At 63.9% G+C, this 18,422-nt stretch carries 14 protein-coding genes and 1 pseudogene; 8 read left to right on the top strand and 7 right to left on the bottom strand.

Annotated features, from left to right (window positions below):
- Positions 1–198: 198 nt before the first annotated feature.
- Positions 199–999, top strand: a pseudogene (locus PA01_13590) (serine protein kinase RIO).
- 45 nt (positions 1,000–1,044) lie between these two features.
- Here the strand turns inward: PA01_13590 and PA01_13585 are convergent.
- Positions 1,045–2,979 (bottom strand): ATP-binding cassette domain-containing protein, encoded by a 1,935-nt coding sequence (locus PA01_13585; protein ID KON79539.1) that lies wholly within the window; start codon positions 2,977–2,979, stop codon positions 1,045–1,047.
- Positions 2,980–3,169: 190 nt separating this feature from the next.
- On the opposite strand from PA01_13585, the gene hflX reads away from it, so the two are divergent.
- The gene (gene hflX, locus PA01_13580) at positions 3,170–4,492 is read left to right on the top strand and encodes a GTPase HflX (GenBank protein ID KON79538.1); all 1,323 of its coding nucleotides are present in this window, start codon (positions 3,170–3,172) and stop codon (positions 4,490–4,492) included.
- A 21-nt stretch (positions 4,493–4,513) separates the two neighbouring features.
- Here hflX and PA01_13575 read toward each other — a convergent pair whose 3' ends face one another.
- From PA01_13575 to PA01_13570, 3 genes are all read right to left on the bottom strand, one after another.
- On the bottom strand, positions 4,514–5,470 hold the full coding sequence (locus PA01_13575; protein ID KON79537.1) for an IS110 family transposase: 957 nt from the start codon (positions 5,468–5,470) through the stop codon (positions 4,514–4,516).
- Positions 5,471–5,894: 424 nt separating this feature from the next.
- A complete protein-coding gene (locus PA01_19015; protein ID KAI5912324.1) occupies positions 5,895–6,047 on the bottom strand; it encodes a hypothetical protein in 153 nt (50 codons plus the stop codon).
- 298 nt (positions 6,048–6,345) lie between these two features.
- On the bottom strand, positions 6,346–6,537 hold the full coding sequence (locus PA01_13570; GenBank protein KON79536.1) for a hypothetical protein: 192 nt from the start codon (positions 6,535–6,537) through the stop codon (positions 6,346–6,348).
- A gap of 1,356 nt (positions 6,538–7,893) precedes the next feature.
- Here PA01_13570 and PA01_13560 point away from each other — a divergent pair.
- Positions 7,894–9,207 (top strand): sodium:proton antiporter, encoded by a 1,314-nt coding sequence (locus tag PA01_13560; protein KON79535.1) that lies wholly within the window; start codon positions 7,894–7,896, stop codon positions 9,205–9,207.
- A gap of 650 nt (positions 9,208–9,857) precedes the next feature.
- Here PA01_13560 and PA01_13555 read toward each other — a convergent pair.
- Positions 9,858–13,001 carry a DUF3427 domain-containing protein gene (locus PA01_13555; protein ID KON79534.1) on the bottom strand — a complete coding sequence of 1,048 codons (3,144 nt, stop codon included), beginning with the start codon at positions 12,999–13,001 and terminating at the stop codon, positions 9,858–9,860.
- Positions 13,002–13,307: 306 nt separating this feature from the next.
- On the opposite strand from PA01_13555, the gene PA01_13550 reads away from it, so the two are divergent.
- Both PA01_13550 and PA01_13545 read left to right on the top strand, forming a co-directional pair.
- On the top strand, positions 13,308–13,553 hold the full coding sequence (locus PA01_13550; protein ID KON79533.1) for an AbrB/MazE/SpoVT family DNA-binding domain-containing protein: 246 nt from the start codon (positions 13,308–13,310) through the stop codon (positions 13,551–13,553).
- A 2-nt stretch (positions 13,554–13,555) separates the two neighbouring features.
- Positions 13,556–14,017: a putative toxin-antitoxin system toxin component, PIN family gene (locus PA01_13545; protein ID KON79532.1), complete on the top strand. Its 462-nt coding sequence runs from the start codon at positions 13,556–13,558 to the stop codon at positions 14,015–14,017.
- A 136-nt stretch (positions 14,018–14,153) separates the two neighbouring features.
- On the opposite strand, the gene PA01_13540 is transcribed toward PA01_13545, so the two are convergent.
- Together PA01_13540 and PA01_13535 are read right to left on the bottom strand one after the other, a co-directional pair.
- On the bottom strand, positions 14,154–14,444 hold the full coding sequence (locus PA01_13540) for a cytochrome C oxidase subunit IV family protein (GenBank protein ID KON79531.1): 291 nt from the start codon (positions 14,442–14,444) through the stop codon (positions 14,154–14,156).
- A gap of 15 nt (positions 14,445–14,459) precedes the next feature.
- The gene (locus tag PA01_13535; protein KON80349.2) at positions 14,460–15,053 is read right to left on the bottom strand and encodes a cytochrome c oxidase subunit 3 family protein; all 594 of its coding nucleotides are present in this window, start codon (positions 15,051–15,053) and stop codon (positions 14,460–14,462) included.
- A 268-nt stretch (positions 15,054–15,321) separates the two neighbouring features.
- Here PA01_13535 and PA01_13530 point away from each other — a divergent pair, with 268 nt between their 5' ends.
- From PA01_13530 to PA01_13520, 3 genes are all read left to right on the top strand, one after another.
- Positions 15,322–16,632, top strand: coding sequence for a response regulator (locus tag PA01_13530; GenBank protein ID KON79530.1), 1,311 nt, complete (start codon positions 15,322–15,324; stop codon positions 16,630–16,632).
- Positions 16,633–16,705: 73 nt separating this feature from the next.
- Complete coding sequence (locus tag PA01_13525) at positions 16,706–17,839, top strand: ATP-binding protein (protein ID KON80348.2); 1,134 nt, start codon at positions 16,706–16,708, stop codon at positions 17,837–17,839.
- 134 nt (positions 17,840–17,973) lie between these two features.
- Positions 17,974–18,420, top strand: a complete 447-nt coding sequence (locus tag PA01_13520; protein ID KON80347.2) for an oxidoreductase — start codon at positions 17,974–17,976, stop codon at positions 18,418–18,420.
- Positions 18,421–18,422 lie beyond the last annotated feature (2 nt).

Below are 18,422 nucleotides of genomic sequence, written 5' to 3'. Positions count from 1 at the left end.
TCAGTCTGAATCCCGTATCCACGCGCAGCCGGGCCAGTTCTTCGCCCGCAGCGTCGTAGGCCGCCAGGAGGCCATGGGGATCGTATTCGTCGGCAACGATGTCTAGTGTGGCGCCATGCGCTCTGCCCCGACATGAGGCGGTAAGGGTGTAAGCTGTTCGGTTATGCCCAATTCCACGCAGTTCATCAGGACGAGAGCATGAGAACGCCAAGCAGAATCGAGCCGCTGGTGACGGACGGTCTCGTCAACCGCGTCACGCGTCAGTTGATGAGCGGCAAGGAGGCGATGGTCTTCGTCGTCGAGTGCGGCGACGAAGTGCGCTGCGCCAAGGTCTACAAGGAGGCCAACAAGCGCGCCTTCCGTCAGGCCGTCGACTACACCGAAGGCCGCAAGGTCAAGAACAGCCGGCAGGCGCGTGCGATGGCAAAGGGTTCGCGCTATGGTCGGCAGGAGCAGGAGGCCGCCTGGCAAAGCGCCGAGGTCGATGCGCTCTATCGCCTGGCGGCGGCCGGCGTGCGCGTGCCGATACCGTACAACTTCCACGAAGGCGTGCTGCTCATGGAGCTGGTGGCCGATGAGAACGGGGAACCGGCACCCCGGCTCAACGACATCGTGATGAGCGAAGAGGATGCGCGGCGACACCACGCCTTTCTAGTGCAACAGGTGGTGCGCATGCTGTGTGCGGGCATCGTCCACGGCGATTTGTCCGAATACAACATCCTGGTCGATGCCGACGGGCCGGTGATCATCGACCTGCCGCAGGCAATCGACGCGACGGCCAATAACAACGCCAGCCGCATGCTGGAGCGGGACGTCGACAACCTCGCCGCCTACTTCGGCCAGTTCGCGCCGGAGCTCCTGACGACCGATTACGGCAGGGAAATCTGGGCGCACTACGAGTCCGGCAGCCTGCACCCGGACATCGAATTGACCGGGCATTTCAAGCGCGACGAGAAGCTTGCCGACCTGAACGAGGTGATGCAGGTCATCGAGGCGGCGCGCGCAGGGCGGGAGTCGATATCGCTGAATAGCCCCTTGGCGGCGTCAGCCCTGGCTTGCCGCTTCGATCTCCTCGGAAAGCCGCAGCCAGCTGTCCTCCTGGGCGTTCAGGGTTTCGTCGATCTGCTGCAACTCGGCTCCCAGTTCGGCAAGTTGCTGCACCGGTGGGGCGCTGGCGAGCCGGGCTTCGATGGCGTGCTTGCGCGCTTGTGCTTCCAGGATCGCTAGCTCCAGTTTGCCCAGGTCGCGCTTGAGGTTCTTGAGCTTCTCGGTGCTGATCCGGTGGGCGGCAGCCGGTGCCGGAGCGGCCTCGTGCTTCGGGTTCTTGAGTGAGGCCTTGAGCTCTTCGCGGGCGCGGCGGGCTTCGTCGAGCAGGTATTGCTGGTAATCGTCGAGGTCGCCGTCAAAGGGTTCGACGCCGCCGCGGGCCACCAGCCAGAACTCGTCGCACACCGAGCGCAGCAAGGCCCGGTCGTGGGAGACCAGCATCACCGTGCCCTCGAATTCGTTGAGCGCCATTGCCAGGGCTTCCCGGGTTGCGAGGTCGAGGTGGTTGGTCGGTTCGTCCAGCAACAGCAGGTTGGGGCGCTGCCACACGAGCATGCACAGCACGAGGCGGGCCTTTTCTCCGCCGCTCATGGTGCCGACCGGCTGCTGGACCATGTCGCCGCTGAAATTGAACGTGCCCAGGAAGGTGCGCAGATCCTGCTCGCGACCGCTCTGGCCGGCGCGCAGGCCTTCGCGGGCCATGCGCACCATGTGTTCGAGCGGGTTGTCCTGCGGGCGGAGCACGTCCAGTTCCTGCTGGGCGAAATAGCCGATGCGCAGCCCCTTGCCCTCGGTGACGATGCCGCTGATGGGGGCGAGATCGCGGGCGATGGTCTTCACCAGCGTGGACTTGCCTCGGCCGTTGGCGCCAAGGATGCCGATGCGCTCGCCGGCCATCACCGACTTGTTCACGCCACGCACGATCACCGTCGGCGGCGTGCCGGCGGGGGCCCCCTCGGGCGCCGGATAGCCGAAGCAGGCATCTTCCATCGCCAGCATCGGGTTGGGCAGGTTGAGCGGCTCCTTGAACTCGAAGGTGAAGTCGGCGCTGGCGAGTATCGGCGCGAGCTTGTCCATGCGGTCCAGCGCCTTGACGCGGCTCTGGGCCTGCTTGGCCTTGCTCGCCTTGGCCTTGAAGCGGGCGATGAACTTCTGCAGGTGGGCGATCTTGTCCTGCTGCTTGGCGTAGGCGTTCTGCTGCAACTCCAGCTGCAGGGCGCGCGTGTCCTCGAAGGTGGAGTAGTTGCCGCCATAGCGGGTCAGCTTGTGGTTGTCGATGTGCACCGTGACGTCGGTGATCGCGTCGAGGAATTCGCGGTCGTGGCTGATCACGACCAGCGTGCCCGCGTAGCGCTTGAGCCAGGCTTCGAGCCAGACGAGGGCGTCGAGGTCGAGGTGGTTGGTCGGTTCGTCGAGGAGCAGCAGGTCGGACGGGCACATCAGGGCCCGGGCCAGTTGCAGGCGCATCCGCCAGCCGCCGGAGAAGCTGTTCACCGGGTTGCACAGTTGGGTGGTCTTGAAGCCGAGCCCGAGGATCAGCGCCTGGGACCGTGCTTGCGCGTCGTGCGCGCCGGCGTCGTGCAGGGCCATGTAGGCGTAGGCCATGCGTTCGCCGTCGTCGCTGGCTTCGGCGGCCGCCACTTCCTGCTGTGCGGCGAGCAGGGCGGTATCGCCCTCGATCACGAAGTCGGTGGCCGATTGACTGGTTTCCGGCATGTCCTGCGCGACCTCGGCCATGCGCCAGGCCGCCGGCATGTGGAAGTCGCCCGCATCTTCATGCAGCGTACCGTTGAGCAGGCCGAACAGCGAGGACTTGCCGGCACCGTTGCGCCCGACCAGGCCGACCCTTTCGCCGGGGTTGAGGGTGACGGAGGTGCGGTCGAGCAGCACCTTGGCGCCCCGGCGAAGGGTGACGTCCTTGAGGGTGATCATGAAATTAGGGCTCTGATAGGGGGTTTGCGGTTGCGGGCGGATAGGGAAAAGAACGCGCGCGGCGACCGCACTGCGGAGCTCGACCGAATCGGGACGGACGCAAGGATACGTGCTTTGGCGAAGTTCACCGAATAGGCCGTCGTCGAAGTGTACTATCCGGCTTTGCCCACTCACGAGACGCAATCTCCTAATGCAAAGCGAAGTCCAGGGAAAGCCCACGTACGCCGTCGTCGCCGCCGTACAACTGCCGAACGTGAGCGATGTCGAGTTCGAGGCGTCACTGACCGAGCTGCGCGAACTTGCGAAAACATTGGGGCTGACGGTCGTCCACACCTTCATCCAGAAGCGTTCCGGCTTCGATACGACCGCCTACCTCGGCACCGGAAAGCGGCAGGAGATCCACGAGTTCGTCAATGGCGGTGGCGTCGTCGACGGCAAGTCCCACGAGATCGACGTGATCCTGGTCGACCACGAGATTTCGCCGTCGCAGGCGCGCCACCTCGAGCTGGAGGTGGGCTGCGAGGTGACGGACCGCACGATGGTCATCCTTGAAATCTTCCATCGCAATGCGCGCTCCCGCGCAGCCCGCGCGCAGGTGGAGATCGCACGCCTCGGCTACATGGCCCCGCGCCTGCGTGAGGCGGCGAAGCTCGCGGGACCGCAAGGTCGGCAGCGCAGCGGCACCGGCGGCCGCGGGGCGGGTGAATCGCACACCGAGCTCGACCGACGCAAAGTGCGAGACCGCATCGCCGAACTGCAGGAGGAAATCGATGCGATGGAGGTCGAGCGCAAGACGCAGCGCGCGCGTCGACAAGGGCGTCAGAGCCTCGCGAACGTGGCGCTCGTCGGTTATACGAACGCCGGCAAGTCGACCTTGATGCGGGCGCTCACCGGCAGCGAGGTGTTGGTCGCCAACAAGCTTTTCGCGACGCTCGACACCACCGTGCGGGTCCTCTACCCGGAGAGCGTGCCGAGGGTGCTCGTCAGCGACACGGTCGGATTCATCAAGAACCTGCCGCACGGGCTCGTCGCGTCATTCAAGTCGACGCTCGATGAAGCGCTGGATGCATCGCTACTGCTCCACGTCATCGACGCCAGCGATCCCGGTTTCGAGCGCCAGCGGGAGGTCACGGACCAGGTGCTTGCGGAAATCGGCGCCGATGTGCTGCCGCGCCTGCGCGTCTTCAACAAGATCGACCACGTCGGCGATGCCCAGGCGCAAGCCGAACGCGAAGCGGCGTTGCGGGCGCAGTACCCGGACTGCGTCGTGATGAGCGCCCGTCGTCCCGAAGACGTGGCGAAGCTGCGCCAGCGGATCATCGCCTTTTTCCAGCAGGACCTTGTCGCCGCCGAACTCTTCCTTCCCTGGTCGGCACAGCAATGGCGCAAGGACATCTACGCGAACTGCGAGGTGATGGAGGAGCGGGCCGACGACGAGGGCGCGTTCTTCCACGTGCGCGGGGAGCGCGACACCGTGGAGAACCTGCGCGAGCAGTTCGAGCAGGTGCGATGAGCTGAGCAACTGTCTTTCAAGTCAAGCGAGATGAATCGAATCGTCCCAAGAGGCGCCGGATCGGACCATCGCATTGAGGATGGTCAGCAGCTTGCGCATGCAGGCGACGATGGCGACCTTCTTGGGCTTTCCTGCGGTGACGAGGCGCTCGTAGAAGTGCCCGATCACACGATTGAATCGGATGGCGGCGAGCGTGGCCATGTAGAGGGCGCGCCGAACGTCGGCGCGCCCGCCGAAGATGCTGCGCTTACCGCGCATCTGTCCGGAATCGCGATTGAAAGGGGCGAGCCCGACCAAAGCGGCGATCTCGCGCCGGGACAGGGTGCCCAGTTCCGGCACGTCGGCGATCAGGGTGGTGAGGGTGGCCGGCCCGATGCCGCGCACGCTCGCGAGCTGGCGGGCGAGTGCGGCATGATGGCTGTCGATGTGGCTGGCCAGTTGGGCCTCGACCGTATCGAGCTGCTGACGGATGGCCTTGATGAGGGCCTCGATACTGGCACGGGCAGCCTTATGGCTGACCGCCAAGCGCTGGCGCTCGGCCACCAGCATCGTCACCAACTGCCGACGCCGGGCCACCAGCGCCTGCAGTGCCTGTTGCTCGGCGGTGGGCAGGGCCTTGACGAACTTGTCGCGCTCGGGGTGACGCACCAACACCTGGGCCAGCGCCGCCAGGGCGCGCGCGTCGATGCGGTCCGTCTTGGCCAGATAGCCCATGGCGCGGGCAAAGTCGCGTGCCTGGCGCGGATTGACCACGGCGACGGCGAACCCGGCTGCCTGCAGCGCACAGGCCAGATCCCGCTCGAGGCCACCGGTGGCTTCCATCACGATCAGCTCGACCGTCCGCCCAGCCAAGGTCGTGATCAGCGCTTCATGGCCGGCGTCGTCGTTGGGAAACGTCCGCACATCCGTCATCACACCCAAGGCAGCATCGAAACTCAGCTTGGCAATGTCGATACCCACCACGATCGCTTCGGGCATGTTCCTACCCTCCCATCCTTGCAAATGCGATTTTTCAGTCCAGCAACTGTTCGGGCTCCGGAGGAACGGTCGCGACGGCGCGCCATCTGCTCAGTTACGGGCTTGCAGGCCCCGAGGGGTAACAGGCTGCGCCGCCGTGCCCGAAACGACTCGCGCTGTGGATTTGTGGACGATGGCCTGTCGGCCACCGGGCCGCTTGCCGTGGAAAAGTCTGACGACTTTTCCACCGCGCGGCCCTTCGCCCACAAGCTCCACAGCGCACCAATCATTTTTATAAAGATCAATCTGGAAGATACAAGGGTATCGGCTCTACAAGCAAGCGAAGAACCAGCGCCTGTCCACTTTGACAGACAGGCGCTGCGCTCCGCTGCCAAGCAGTATGCCGCGAAGCTCGTTTGGCCACTTCCGTTCGGTCCCCTCGGCTTCAGAGCCGACATTCGAGCGCCCGCTCGACGCTGCCATTTGCCGGATCTCGGCCTTTGCGGTCATTGGCGGTATGCGCCTTGAGAGTCAGCACCTCTTCGCATTGCCGACATACGATGTGGTCCGCCGAAAAATCCAGGGCCGACGCGTCCATGCGACCGCTTACCGAAAAACGCTACTCACCCTTTCGACCCTTCTCTGTCATTTGACAGCGCTGAGATTAATGTCCGTTGACAGGATAGGAGCCGCCAGAAACCAGGTCGGTCGCCAGGGGCGACTCGAAAACAAAAAGCTACGGAGTAGCCGCCGAAGGACCGGGCATGGGCTACGGCGGCATCACCCCGCCGGGCTGATGCACATTTGCTGATAGGCGCTGCCGGCGCCGACATCGCCAATAGGATGCCGACCGACCAACGCACGATGGCAAGAAGTCGGCCGGCGAGGCGCTGCCGTCAGTACTTTGGGACTGGGCGGGCCCCACCTGCCCAGTCATGCGTGTACTGATAGACGTTCTGGATGTAGTCTGCGAGGCGCTGGTCGATCTGGCCGCCCTTGATGGCGGACATTTCGACGTAATCCGGGACTTCGATGGCCGGCAGGTCATGAATGACAATGGTCGCGCGTTCGTTGGTTTGGGTAGTCATGATGAAGCTCCTTTGCTCAGGTCGAGTTAGTGAGCATTGGATGTCGCGGTTGCCGTGTCCCTTGCTCACTAGTCGTATTGCAAGGCGCGTGCCAGTGTCTTGGTGTGCGTACGTCGCCACCGGATTGGGCCCACGGGGAGCGATAGGCGACGATTCGACTACCGTGATGTGGGTGGGAAACCAACAGATGCTGTCTCTACGTTGGGCCGTACCAGACGGTCCCGATGGAGTGAGATTTTGGTGGGCGACATCGTCAATCACGACGCCGGCCTTCAGCGCCTTCATTCAGCGCCTTCACCTAGTCCATAACCGTGGTCCGGAGTGCCGTGCGCAAGGGAGTGGGTTGCCGACCCACAAGATCCCCGTGCTGCCTGCTGAAGGCCCGGTGGCCTCCATGAAAGGGCTGAAGGACGCGAACGTGCTCCCCAGGCGGGCCGGCCAGCCCAAGGTGAAGCGAGAGTGCTTCCGCCCTTCTAACGAAGGTGGCAAAGATCTGTGCTGCCTAGAAAGGACGCTGCTCACCATTCTCAACCAGATAAGCCGGGACAGCCGCTCGGCCGATGAAAGTGAGGTGCGTCGTTGGCGGGGCAAAGTCCCTTGTCACTAGAGGAGCGGACATTCGAATGACTCGGTGATCGCGATGACCAACGTCGCTTGCTGGCCGGCAGTACGCGCTGGGTAGTTTGCCTGATAGCGGTCGTTCAGCGACAGCCCCACCATACGGCGCACGACCGCCAGCGTCTTTACACCTCCGTCTGCTCTGAGATCTCCAACGCGTCATCCACCTCGATGCCGAGATACCTGACCGTGCTCTCCAACTTGGAGTGTCCCAGCACCCGTTGCACAGCTCTCAGGTACTTGGTGCGCTTGTAAATCAGCGTCGCCTTCATTCACCGCATGGAGTGCGTCCCATACGCCGACGAGGCCAAGCCGTTCTGCTTCTTGTCTGATCCGCGTTCATCCGCGTCATCGGTGGCGAAGAGCGGAGGCGTGCCCGCTCTCACGGAAGGATATTTGTCGGACTCGGTACAAAAGACCGCCGCGCGGGCAGCCTTCCGCGCCACATTCCAACACGCGGTGCAGCCGCGGATGAACTCTCGAAGCTCGCCTCACCCCGCGGCGGTTTGCACAGCCATCATTCAACGGGCGGCTGGGCCGGGGTTCCCGAATGAACATTGGTCCCGCTCGCTGGAGTTGAAGGCTCCTCAAGGAGCTCCGCCATTTCTGACGGGGAAATCCCTTTTCCACCAGATAAGCGCCGACAACCACGAGACATTGCAGAAGATAAGTGGATCAAACCGGGTTTAGGACGAGTCAGATCGGTAGTCGGCTTGAGACTGCCTACCGGAACTCCCTATGACCAACGCCCACTGGTTTGTCCTTATTGGATGTCTCATGCTCGCTCGGGGGCTTGCGGCAACGACTATTTCGCGTCTCCCCATCACGTCGGCGATTTTCTATCTGACCGTAGGGTTACTTCTCGGCACCACCTTCCTCGATATCGTTCACTTTGATCCGCTTGAGCACGCGGCGGTACTGGAAGTGGTGACCGAGATTGCGGTGCTGATTTCGCTCTTCTCGGCCGGGGTGAAGATGCCTGTCCCGATTACGTGGGAGCGCTGGGAGCCGTCATTTCGGCTGGCCTGGATATCGATGACGATTACCGTTACCCTCGTTGCAGGATTCTGCTATTTCGTGCTTCACCTGCCTTTGGGCGCCGGGATTCTCCTTGGCGCGATATTGGCACCGACCGATCCCGTTCTGGCCACGGACGTCCAGATTCGCCGCGCCGGCGACAACGACCCGCTGCGGTTTGTTCTTACATCAGAGGCGGGCATGAATGATGGTAGCGCCTTTCCTTTTGTAATGCTCGGACTCGGCCTGCTGGGCTTGCACGAGCTCGGCGACATGGGCGAAAAATGGATACTGATGGATGTGCTCTGGGCCACATTCGGTGCGATCCTGATCGGTGTTGCCGGGGGAGCAGGCCTCGCACGAATCGGATGGTCACTACGCGGGCCTGAGTCAAAGCATGAAGTGCTGGACGATCTCGTTGGACTTGGCTTGATTGCTGTCGTCTATGGGCTGAGTCTCTGGTTGAAGGCTTGGGGATTCCTTGCGGTCTTCTTTGCCGGCCTTGCATTGCGCCACATGGAGCTGCGTCTTGCCGGCGCCCCGCGGGATCCAGAAGGGCTATTGGAATCGGATACATCGAAGTCGGTTGCTGCCAATATAAGCCCGGATCACCAGGCACCACTTACCGTAAGTGCAGAGGCCTTGGTGTTCAAGGAACATCTTGAGCGCCTGTCCGAGTTAACCTTGGTTGTGCTGTTGGGAGGCATGATTGATCTGAGTACATGGAACTGGTCCGCTGTGTCAGTGGCAGCGTTCCTGTTTCTCGTGGCCCGACCCGTCAGCGTATTGATCGGGCTTGCCGGTACCGACACATCAGTGCGCCTCAAGGCCATCACTGCCTGGTTTGGGGTCAGAGGTATTGGGTCAATCTATTATTTAATGTATTCCATACAGCATGGCGTGCCGGAAACCCTTGCGCGTGAATTGACCGAGATTACATTGACGGTCGTGATTCTTTCGATTTTTATCCACGGCATCAGCACGAAACTTATCCTGAACCACTTTTGGCACGACCGAAATTCTCCTTGCGCGTGAAGTAACTATAGGGTGTGTACTTACCCCTGACGTTCCCTGCCGAAGTTCGGCGCGCTCGGATGTGACGAGTTCCCCGACGAATAGGCGACCCTGAACTTCGCCGCTTGCGCCGGTCGGAGCGAAGTCCCTCGTGTTCTCACGCCGACCGAGGTTTTGAGGTGCTCCTCATAAGAGCAAGAGCTGGCGTTCCCTGGATCAAGAAGCTGACGTTCGGCACCCAACCGACCTCAACGTCTGTTGACTGCCGGTCACCTGCCGCTCGTTCAGCGTGATCTGCACCGCCGCACTGGCCGAGGTGCCGAACTCGATCATCTGGCAGGTTTCCGATTGAAGTAGCCCTTCGGGTGTCCGGTGCGGAGCAAAGGCGGCGGGCTGATTGTGGCCGGGTGTGTGAGATCACGAGCGGCAGCTCCGGGGCAGCGAACCTCGCGGAGTTCCAATGTGGCTGAGCGGCAGCTTCAGCGAAGTCCGAATGACCGCCTGGGGTCGAAAGTTCGCGTTCGCCGGATAGGGAAGCTGCCGTCCGTTGCCTCGCGAGGCTGAACGACAGGTAACCGACGCATTCCCGCCCGATGGAGCGCCGCCGCCCAACGGCAGGTCAGGCCGAGATGCGGCCGTCCTCTCGCTTGCCTGCTTAGCATGGCGAACCGCTACCCACGCAGCACCGAGTAGCGGTTGAACAGCGGCAGCGGAATCGGTTCGTTCATTCGCCAGGTGATCGACATGGGCCGATCCCCGGTTGGTTCATCGTCCAGCATCACGGCGCCCATTGCCGTGAAGGGATCCGCCGCTGTTTCGCGGACGAACAGAAAGAAACGCCAACCGTTTGCTGGGCTCTCTGCGTAGCGTTTGCCCGCCATGGTGTGCGGACCAGCCGAGTTCTGGGATTGCCAGTGGAAGAGCGTCGGGCTGATCGCGTAGTCGTGGTAGGCGATCCGTTCGTGGAAGCCCTCGCGCTTGTCCAGGGTGACGAGCAGAAGCTCGATCTTTTCCGCGGGGAGCGGGATCACGCCTGACTGCGACGGCGGGCGTCGGTCCGGGTTGAGCCAACCAATAGCTGTCAGGATCTCCGCGCGGCTATAGGCGCCGTGCAGCACCAGCGGCCATTGGTCGGGCATCCCGGCGCACGGCCTGTCGTCGAGGTCGTTGCGTTGTTCGAGGCAGTCGACGAATTCGGCCAGTTCCCTGCGCAGCAGCGGCGTACGGTCGAGGCGGGCGAGGAATTGCGGCCCGTCCATCAGGTCGCTGCGGTTGGCATAGAGCTGGTAGGCGAGCATCTGCACGATCCGCTGCTGAGTGGAGTCGAGCGTCGGCCAGCACGCTGCGCCCTGGTCGGCGACGAGGCGCATTACGTTCAGGCGCCGCGAGTCGTTGACGTAAATGAGCGCGCTGATGCGCTTTGTCAGGTATTCCTCGTCATCGCCAAGTGCGCCTGATTCCAGTCCGGCGGAGCGGCGCAGGGCGGTCCAGCACCGGTTCCGGTACACGTCCTCGAGTTCGACGCACTGGTCGTTGAGAAAGTGGTTCAGCCGGATCTCCGCGGGATTGCGTCCAATCGCGTAGGCGCGCAGCTCGCCGGTGAGCCTTGGCCACGTCTGGTTCGCGATGTGCCGCAGCGATTCGAGGACGCGCTGACGCGCAACGCGATCGAACTGGATGTGGACGCCCGGCGGCAGCGACGTGAAACCGTCGTCGATTTCCTCGGTGAGCTGGCGCCGGGTAAGCCCCGTTATGGATTGGTACAAGCGGTCGAAGCGGAAATCGTCGCGCACGCGACCGACGAAATCGAGCACGAGACAGCTGTCCTTGCCATCGGCAAGGCGCAGCCCGCGGCCGAGTTGCTGCTGGAATACCACGGCGCTCTGCGTTGGGCGCAGGAAGAGCAGGGTGTTCGCCTCGGGGATGTCGACGCCTTCGTTGTAGAGGTCGCAGGTGCAGATGATCTGCACTTCGCCGGCGGCGAGTCTTGCTGGCGCGGTGTCGCGCTCCGCACGCGCGGTCTGACTGGTGACGGCGAAGGCCTTCCAGCCGACGGCGCAGAATGCGGCAGCCATGAAGCTGGCGTGCGCAATGTCTACGCAGAACGCGATCGCCTTCATGGCGCCGGGATGGGCGACGTAGTGGTCGATGGCGTTGCAGACGAGTCGCGCGCGAACGTGGTCGCCGGTGAGGATCTGGCTCAGTTGGGCGAGCTCGGCTGCCGTGTTGCCCCAGGGGACGGCGCGGAAGTCGCTGTCATCCTGTGTCGCGTAGTACTCGAACGGCGCGAGAAGTTGTTGCTCCAGGGCATCCCAAAGCCGCAACTCGACGGCGGGACTGCCATCGGGGCGCTGCTGGAAAAACTCGGCGATCGGCTGGCCGTCGGCGCGTTCCGGGGTGGCGGTGAGGCCGAGCAGCACCTGAGGATTGACGGTCCTGGCGAAGGCGGCAAAGGACTGCGCCGGGAGATGGTGGCACTCGTCGATCACCATCGCATGCCAGTGGTGGACGCCGAACTGCTCGAGCAGGCAATTGGAGAGCGCGCTTTGTATCGTCGCGAAAAGGTGATCGTGCGATTCGGGGCGATAGCCGTCGGCGAGGATCTCGCCAAAGTGCGGCCTGCGCAGAACTTGGCGGTAGGTCGCCAGCGCCTGGGCCAGGATCTCCACGCGGTGTGCGACGAACAACAGGCGAGGCGGGCCGCCGAGTTCGTCGGAAATGCGCTTGTAGTCGAAGGCGGCGACCACGGTTTTGCCGGTGCCTGTGGCTGCAACCAATAGATTTCGGGTGCGGCCGTTTCGTCGCTCGGCGGCGAGGCGATCGAGCATCGCCTGCTGGTAGGCTTTCGGCTGCAGGTCGAACCAGGTCGGTAGCGCGATGACGCCCGAGCGGCCCGGTGCGCCCCTGGCTTCGGCGAGCGCCGCGCGCAGGCGGCTACCCTGGGTGTCGTCGCTGACGTCGAAGTGTTGAAACTCGGGATCGTTCCACAGGGTCTCGAAGTGCGCTTCGGCTGCGGCGTGGAGGTCCGCCTGACCGGTCTGGGTGAACTTCACCGTCCATTCGATGCCGCCCACCAGGGCCGCAGCCGACAGATTGGCGCTGCCGACGAATGCCGTGCCAAAGCCGCTCCGGCGATGAAAGAGCCACGCTTTGGCATGCAGCCGGCTGCGGCGGCCGTCGAGCGAGACTCGCAGATCGACGCCGGGCAACTTCGCGAGGGCTTCGACCGCGCGTGCCTCGGTGGCGCCGGTATAGGTTGTCGTGATCACCCGCACCCGGGTGCGCGGTTGTCCGTCTCCGCCGACGACGGTGATCGATTCGAGCACGTCCCAGATTTTCCGCAGGCCGCTCCAGGTGATGAAGCTCACGAGGATGTCCACGCGGTCTGCAGAGGCCAGCTCGGCGCGCAATTCCGCGAACAGGGATGGCTCCGCCCGGCCGGCGGTAAAGAGCCAAGGGGCGGTAAGGCCTGTCGGCGGGGGAGGTGGGGCTGTCCCGTTGCGATGGATTGCGCGCAGTGTCGAGATCGGCGGCTGCCATTCCGGAGTTTCGACGCCGCGGCGCCGAATCATGGCCAGCAGCTGGTTGATCAGTTCGAGTTCGCGCCCTTCGCTGTTGTCCTGGCCGTCCGATTCGCTGACGGCGTCGAGCAGCTCCGGAAGAAGGCGTGCGATCTCCGCCGCGAGCCGGTGACGGCGCTGTGCCGGCGGGAGTTGCTCGATGCTCGCGCTCCCGCTGATCAGGAGATCCCCGAGAAGCGCCCGGAGGTCGCTGTCGATAAGCCGGTCGTACAGTCCATTGGGCAGGGAGCTCATGCAGTGTCCGTGGTTGGCGACGTCGTCGCACTATTGCAGCGATTCGAGCGTTGAGTGCTTTGTCATGGCGCGGCGGGAGTATCCCATATGACGAGCCGGTGACCCCCTGACGGCATACCGCAATCGCGCCAGATGCGCTGGATCCCATACGATGCGGCGGTTGCCGCGTGACCGGTCACCTCGAAGGCACCGGACTTTGCGATTCGCGAAGACGTGACGTCAGGGCCGTATCGGCACCGTCAAGCGCATTGAAATGATTCACGCACAGCGATAGAGTAAGGAAATCTTACTTACGGGGTTGCCGAGATGCTCGCCAAAATGACTTCCAAGAACCAGCTCACCCTTCCGAAGAGCGTGACCGAGGCGGTCGGTGCCGGCCCTTACTTCGAGGTGGAAGCCCGCAATGGCCAGATCATCCTCACGCCTGTACGCATTCAGCGTGCCGACGCGGTGCGCGCCAAGCTCGCCGAGCTCGACCTTACGGAGCAGGATGTGGCCGATGCCGTCGCGTGGGCGCGCGCGAGCGTCGATTCGCCGCGCGGCAAGCAGTGACGATGGGGCAGATCGAGGGGCGGGACTCGGCGGCCGCCGTGCCGCGCGCGGTGCTCGACACCAACGTGGTGCTGTCCGCGCTGGTTTTCGGCGGCGGGGTTCCCGGTGCGCTGCGAAGGGCGTGGCAGCGTGGGGACTTCCTGCCGCTGGTCTCGCGCGTCACCGCGGCCGAGCTCGTGCGGGTGCTGACTTACCCCAAGTTCAAACTGGGCGCCGGCGAGCAGGAAGAACTGCTCGCCGATTATCTGCCGTTCTGCGAGACGGTCACCATCCTTGATCCGCCGCCGCGCACGCCGGCCTGTCGTGACGCGCATGACCTGCCCTTTCTCGAGCTGGCGATTGCCGGCGACGCGGCTTGGCTCGTGACGGGCGATGCCGACCTGCATGCGGTGGCGGCGGACTTCATCTGTCCGATCGTCAACGCGGCGTCCTTCCTCGAGCATCTGAGACGACCCGACGCGTAACGGCGGCGGCATGGTGCGTCATTGTCGCCGGCGCCTCACTCCGCATCCTGCTCGAACAGTCGCTCCAACTCGTAAACAGCGACCCCACTGCGGGCCGTCGTCCGGCATCGTGAACAACGCGAGGCCGAACGCGGCGCTACACGAGCACCGCAGTTAGTCGTGCGATGACGTCGCCAAAAATACTGGTCAGCACGACCAATGCCGGCATGCCGTAGCAGAACGCGTACATCGACCGGCGGATCCGGGGTGAGGCCATGTCCAGCTCCATGAAATACGTGCAGACGATGCGCACCTTGACGCCCATCACCAGGGCGATGACCGCCGTCACGCCGAGATCGGGGTCTGCTGCGCCGCCGACGCCGGCGCTGCCGATGCTGAGCAGGACCAGCGTGATCCAGGCGAGATCGAGTTTCCGCGTTTCGCTCATCGTTCGCTCCGTCGGTCAGCGCAGCATGTAAAACAGCGGGAAGATCATCAGCCAGATGATGTCGGTCGTGTGCCAATAGCACGCGAACGCTTCGAGCCCGTCGTGTTCCTCGGCGGTATAGCTGCCGGCGCCGGTACGCACCATGACCCACAGCAACCCGAGCAGCCCCCAGAACACGTGGACGAGGTGGTTGAAGGTCAGGTAGTAGTAAGTCACGAAGAACACGCCCGCATCGCCGTCGAGCCCGTTCGCGAGGTTCCAGCGCACTTCGAAAAACTTGACGACCGGATAGATCGCGCCGATGACGAAAGCCGCTGCGAGCCAGCGCAGGCAGGCCTGCCTGCGCGCCCCGCGCATCGCCACGAGGGCACGCGCGACGCAGTACCCGCTGGTCAACAGCGCGACGGTATAGGCGGTGCCGGCGAGCAGCGACAACTGCGCGGGGCCGCCACTGAAGCTGCCGGGGTGGTGCGCGCGCGCGATGAAATATACCAGGAACATCAGGGCGAACTCGGTGACTTCGCAGTAGATGCCTACCCAGATGGCCTTGTTGCCGGGGATTCGGCCCGGCACTGACGCATGCAGCGGAAACGTTGCGGCGGAATTCACGATGCGGACCTCGGTGACGAGCGGGACAGGCGAAGGCGTTTTTTTCGAACATCCTGCGCCGGCTAACCAGTGAATTGTCCCGCGATCCGTGATTCGCATACAGCTACAGACGACAACTTGTTCGACCGGAACAGCCGCAACGCCTCGCCGCGCAGTGCTGGCAAAAGCGTGACAGCGGCCCGGGTTCGCGCGCTTGACGACGGGGTATAATCGCGCTCCAGCCCAGCCTTGCAAGCCTTGCGGCGAGGCGAGACACCCAACGAAGCCGATGACCGAGATCACTGACAGCGCACCGAGCCTGCTGCTCGTCGACGACGAGGCAAGCATCCTTTCTTCGCTCCGGCGATTGCTGCGGCCGTCCGGCTACAAAGTGCATCTTGCCGAGAGTGGCAGGGCGGGCCTGGAGATTCTCGAGCGGGAGCGCATCGACCTCGTGATCTCCGACATGCGCATGCCCGAAATGGACGGTGCCGAGTTCCTCGAACACGTGCGCAACCGCTGGCCGCAGGTGACGCGCGTGCTGCTCACCGGCTATGCCGACGTCACCTCGACGATCGACGCGATCAATCGCGGCGAGATCTACCGCTACATTGCCAAGCCGTGGGACGACAACGATCTCACGCTGATCATTCGCGATGCGCTCGACCGTCAGCGCCTGCAGGCGGAAAACACGCGGCTGCAGACACTGACGCAGCAGCAGAACGATGAACTGAAGGAACTCAACACCGACCTCGAGCGCAAGGTCCAGGAACGCACGGCCGCCGTCGAACAGACGAACGACTCGCTCAAGCAGGCGAACGAGCGGCTCAAGCAGAACTTCCTGGTCTCGATCAAGACTTTCTCCGGTCTGATGGAATTGCGCGGAGGCGGGGTCGCGGGGCATTCACGCCGCGTTGCCGATCTCGCCCGCAGGCTCGCCGCCCGCCTTGACATCGACACCAAGAGCCAGCAGGACATCTTCCTTGCCGGACTGCTGCACGATATCGGCAAGATCGGTTTCTCCGACACGCTGCTCGCAAAGCCTGTCTCGAAAATGAACGGCGACGAAATGGGGCAGTATCGCAAGCACGCGATCGCCGGCGAATCCGCGCTGATGCCGCTCGACGAGCTGAAGGAAGCCGCACGCATCGTGCGCTCGCACCACGAACGTTTCGACGGACAGGGCTTTCCCGACGGTCTGCAGGGGCTCGCGATTCCGCTGGGCGCGCGCATCCTGTCGGTCGTCAATGACTTCGACGGACTGCAGGCCGGCACGCTGGCGGAGAACCGGCTGAGCGCGGATGAGGCGAAAGCGATGCTCGTGCAGTCGCGCAACCGGCGCTACGATCCGCAGGTGGTGGATGCGCTCGTCGAGATGCTCGGCGGAGTGGCACAGGAACCGCCTGCCCGGGATGTCGCGGTGTCGGCGCTCAACCTCCAGGTCGGAATGGTCCTCGCACGTGACCTCGTCGGGCGCGACGGCACACTGCTGCTCGCGGCCGAGTATGTCCTCGACGCCTCGCTGGTGCGGCAGATCCAGGATTACGCGCGCCGCGAAGGCATCGCGCTGACGCTGCGCGTCCGCCGCGACAAACTGTGATGTCGCGACATAATGCGACCGGCCCTGGAGGGACAGTCCGGATGCCGGAATCCGGGTGGCAGGAGCAGGGCCGATGACAGCGGGTGCTTGGGGTGACGAACTCGGCGCAATTGCCCGGGCGGACGAGCGGGTCAGCGAAGCGGTCGCCCGGATCGAGGCCCTCGCGCTGCAGCGCGGCCGGGGCGCGGGCGATCCCCAGGGCAAAGACGCGGCCGAAACCGAAACCGAAGCGCATTTGACCGGACTTGTCGGCCTGCTCGCCGAGCGATGCCAGGCGCTCGCCGTGGCCAACGAGCAGCTCGACGCGCAGCTTGCGGAGCACGCGGGCGAACGCGAGCGCGAACGGCGGGTGCTGGCAGAAGCGGCGACGCGCGTCGAACACACGCAGAACCAGCTGCTGCAGTCGGAGAAGTTGGCGGCGGTGGGACAGCTGGCCGCAGGAGTTGCTCACGAGATCAACAATCCGGTCGGATTCGTGAGTTCCAATCTCGGTTCGCTGACCTTGTACGTGAATCGCCTGTTCAGCCTCATCGACGCGTACGAGCGTCTCGAAATCGAACTGCCTGCCGATCACCCGGCGCGTACGGCCGTGCAAAAAGCGCGCACGATCGCGGAGATCGACTACTTGCGCGCCGACATCCCCGATCTGCTGCGCGAATCGCTCGACGGGCTGGCGCGGATCAGGCACATCGTCGCCGACCTCAAGGACTTTTCGCACGCCGACGAAGGCGAGTGGCAGGACGCCGATCTCAACCGCGGCCTCGAGAGCACGCTCAATATCGTGTGGAACGAAATCAAGTACAAGGCGGAGGTGGTGCGGGAACTCGACGACTTGCCTCCGGTACGCTGCATTCCCGCCCAGATGAACCAGGTGTTCATGAATCTGCTGGTCAACGCCGCGCAGGCCATTGAAACCTCGGGGACGATCACGTTGCGCAGCGGCACGATGGACGGATACGCGTGGGTGGAGATTGCGGATACCGGCAAAGGGATGCCGCCCGAAGTGCAGCAGCGCATTTTCGAACCGTTCTTCACGACCAAGCCGGTCGGAAAAGGGACTGGGCTCGGCCTGTCGATTTCCGCGGATATCGTCAGGCGCCATGACGGGCGGATCGAAATCCGCAGTCAGCCCGGCAGGGGCACGACGTTCCGCATCCTGTTGCCGCTGCGCGTTCGTGACGCGGGCGCGGCAGGCAGCAAGACCTGAGCGACGCCGGCAGCTGTTGCGCATCCGGATATTTTCCCGGGGCCTGACCTGGTGCGCAGCCGATTCGCTCTTGCGAAGAATGGCCCATTCTTCATAACATGCCGCCGAAAACAAGCACCGCGTTCGGGGTAGACATGACGAAACAAGCGGATCCGGGCGATATGGTCGCTGTCGACGCCGAACTGGACGCCGGCCTGCAGGCGGTCGCCGCAGGCGCGTTTCCGAAGCACTGTGCCCTGTGCGGCCGAAGCTATCGGGACGTGGACGATTACGTCGCCCAAACGCAGCGTGTCGGCCCCGGGCGGAGCGGTCTCAAGCAGACGACGGACGACGACGGGCAGGTGATCCTCGAGCTCTTCCGCAATTGCGTCTGCGGCTCGACGCTGATGGACTGCTTCAACAATCGCCGCGACACCAGCGAGGCGGGGCTGCGGCGCCGCGAACGTTTCGGCGCGCTGGTCGACTCGCTGGTGGCCCGGGGGCTCGAACACACGCAGGCGCGTGCGGAATTGCTCAACGTCTTGCACGGCAAACCGAGCCGCATTCTCCGCCCCGTGGCACGCACTGCAGAGAAATCCTAGCC

Source organism: Azoarcus sp. PA01 (assembly GCA_001274695.2).
Classification (GTDB): Bacteria; Pseudomonadota; Gammaproteobacteria; order Burkholderiales; family Rhodocyclaceae; genus Aromatoleum.
This window is presented reverse-complemented; position numbering and strand designations above follow the sequence as displayed.

Coding starts and splice junctions, on each gene's coding strand:
- PA01_13585 (KON79539.1), bottom strand. CDS start 2,979: ATGATCACCCTCAAGGACGTCACCCTTCGCCGGGGCGCCAAGGTGCTG.
- hflX (KON79538.1), top strand. CDS start 3,170: ATGCAAAGCGAAGTCCAGGGAAAGCCCACGTACGCCGTCGTCGCCGCC.
- PA01_13575 (KON79537.1), bottom strand. CDS start 5,470: ATGCCCGAAGCGATCGTGGTGGGTATCGACATTGCCAAGCTGAGTTTC.
- PA01_19015 (KAI5912324.1), bottom strand. CDS start 6,047: ATGGACGCGTCGGCCCTGGATTTTTCGGCGGACCACATCGTATGTCGG.
- PA01_13570 (KON79536.1), bottom strand. CDS start 6,537: ATGACTACCCAAACCAACGAACGCGCGACCATTGTCATTCATGACCTG.
- PA01_13560 (KON79535.1), top strand. CDS start 7,894: ATGACCAACGCCCACTGGTTTGTCCTTATTGGATGTCTCATGCTCGCT.
- PA01_13555 (KON79534.1), bottom strand. CDS start 13,001: ATGAGCTCCCTGCCCAATGGACTGTACGACCGGCTTATCGACAGCGAC.
- PA01_13550 (KON79533.1), top strand. CDS start 13,308: ATGCTCGCCAAAATGACTTCCAAGAACCAGCTCACCCTTCCGAAGAGC.
- PA01_13545 (KON79532.1), top strand. CDS start 13,556: ATGGGGCAGATCGAGGGGCGGGACTCGGCGGCCGCCGTGCCGCGCGCG.
- PA01_13540 (KON79531.1), bottom strand. CDS start 14,444: ATGAGCGAAACGCGGAAACTCGATCTCGCCTGGATCACGCTGGTCCTG.
- PA01_13530 (KON79530.1), top strand. CDS start 15,322: ATGACCGAGATCACTGACAGCGCACCGAGCCTGCTGCTCGTCGACGAC.
- PA01_13525 (KON80348.2), top strand. CDS start 16,706: ATGACAGCGGGTGCTTGGGGTGACGAACTCGGCGCAATTGCCCGGGCG.
- PA01_13520 (KON80347.2), top strand. CDS start 17,974: ATGACGAAACAAGCGGATCCGGGCGATATGGTCGCTGTCGACGCCGAA.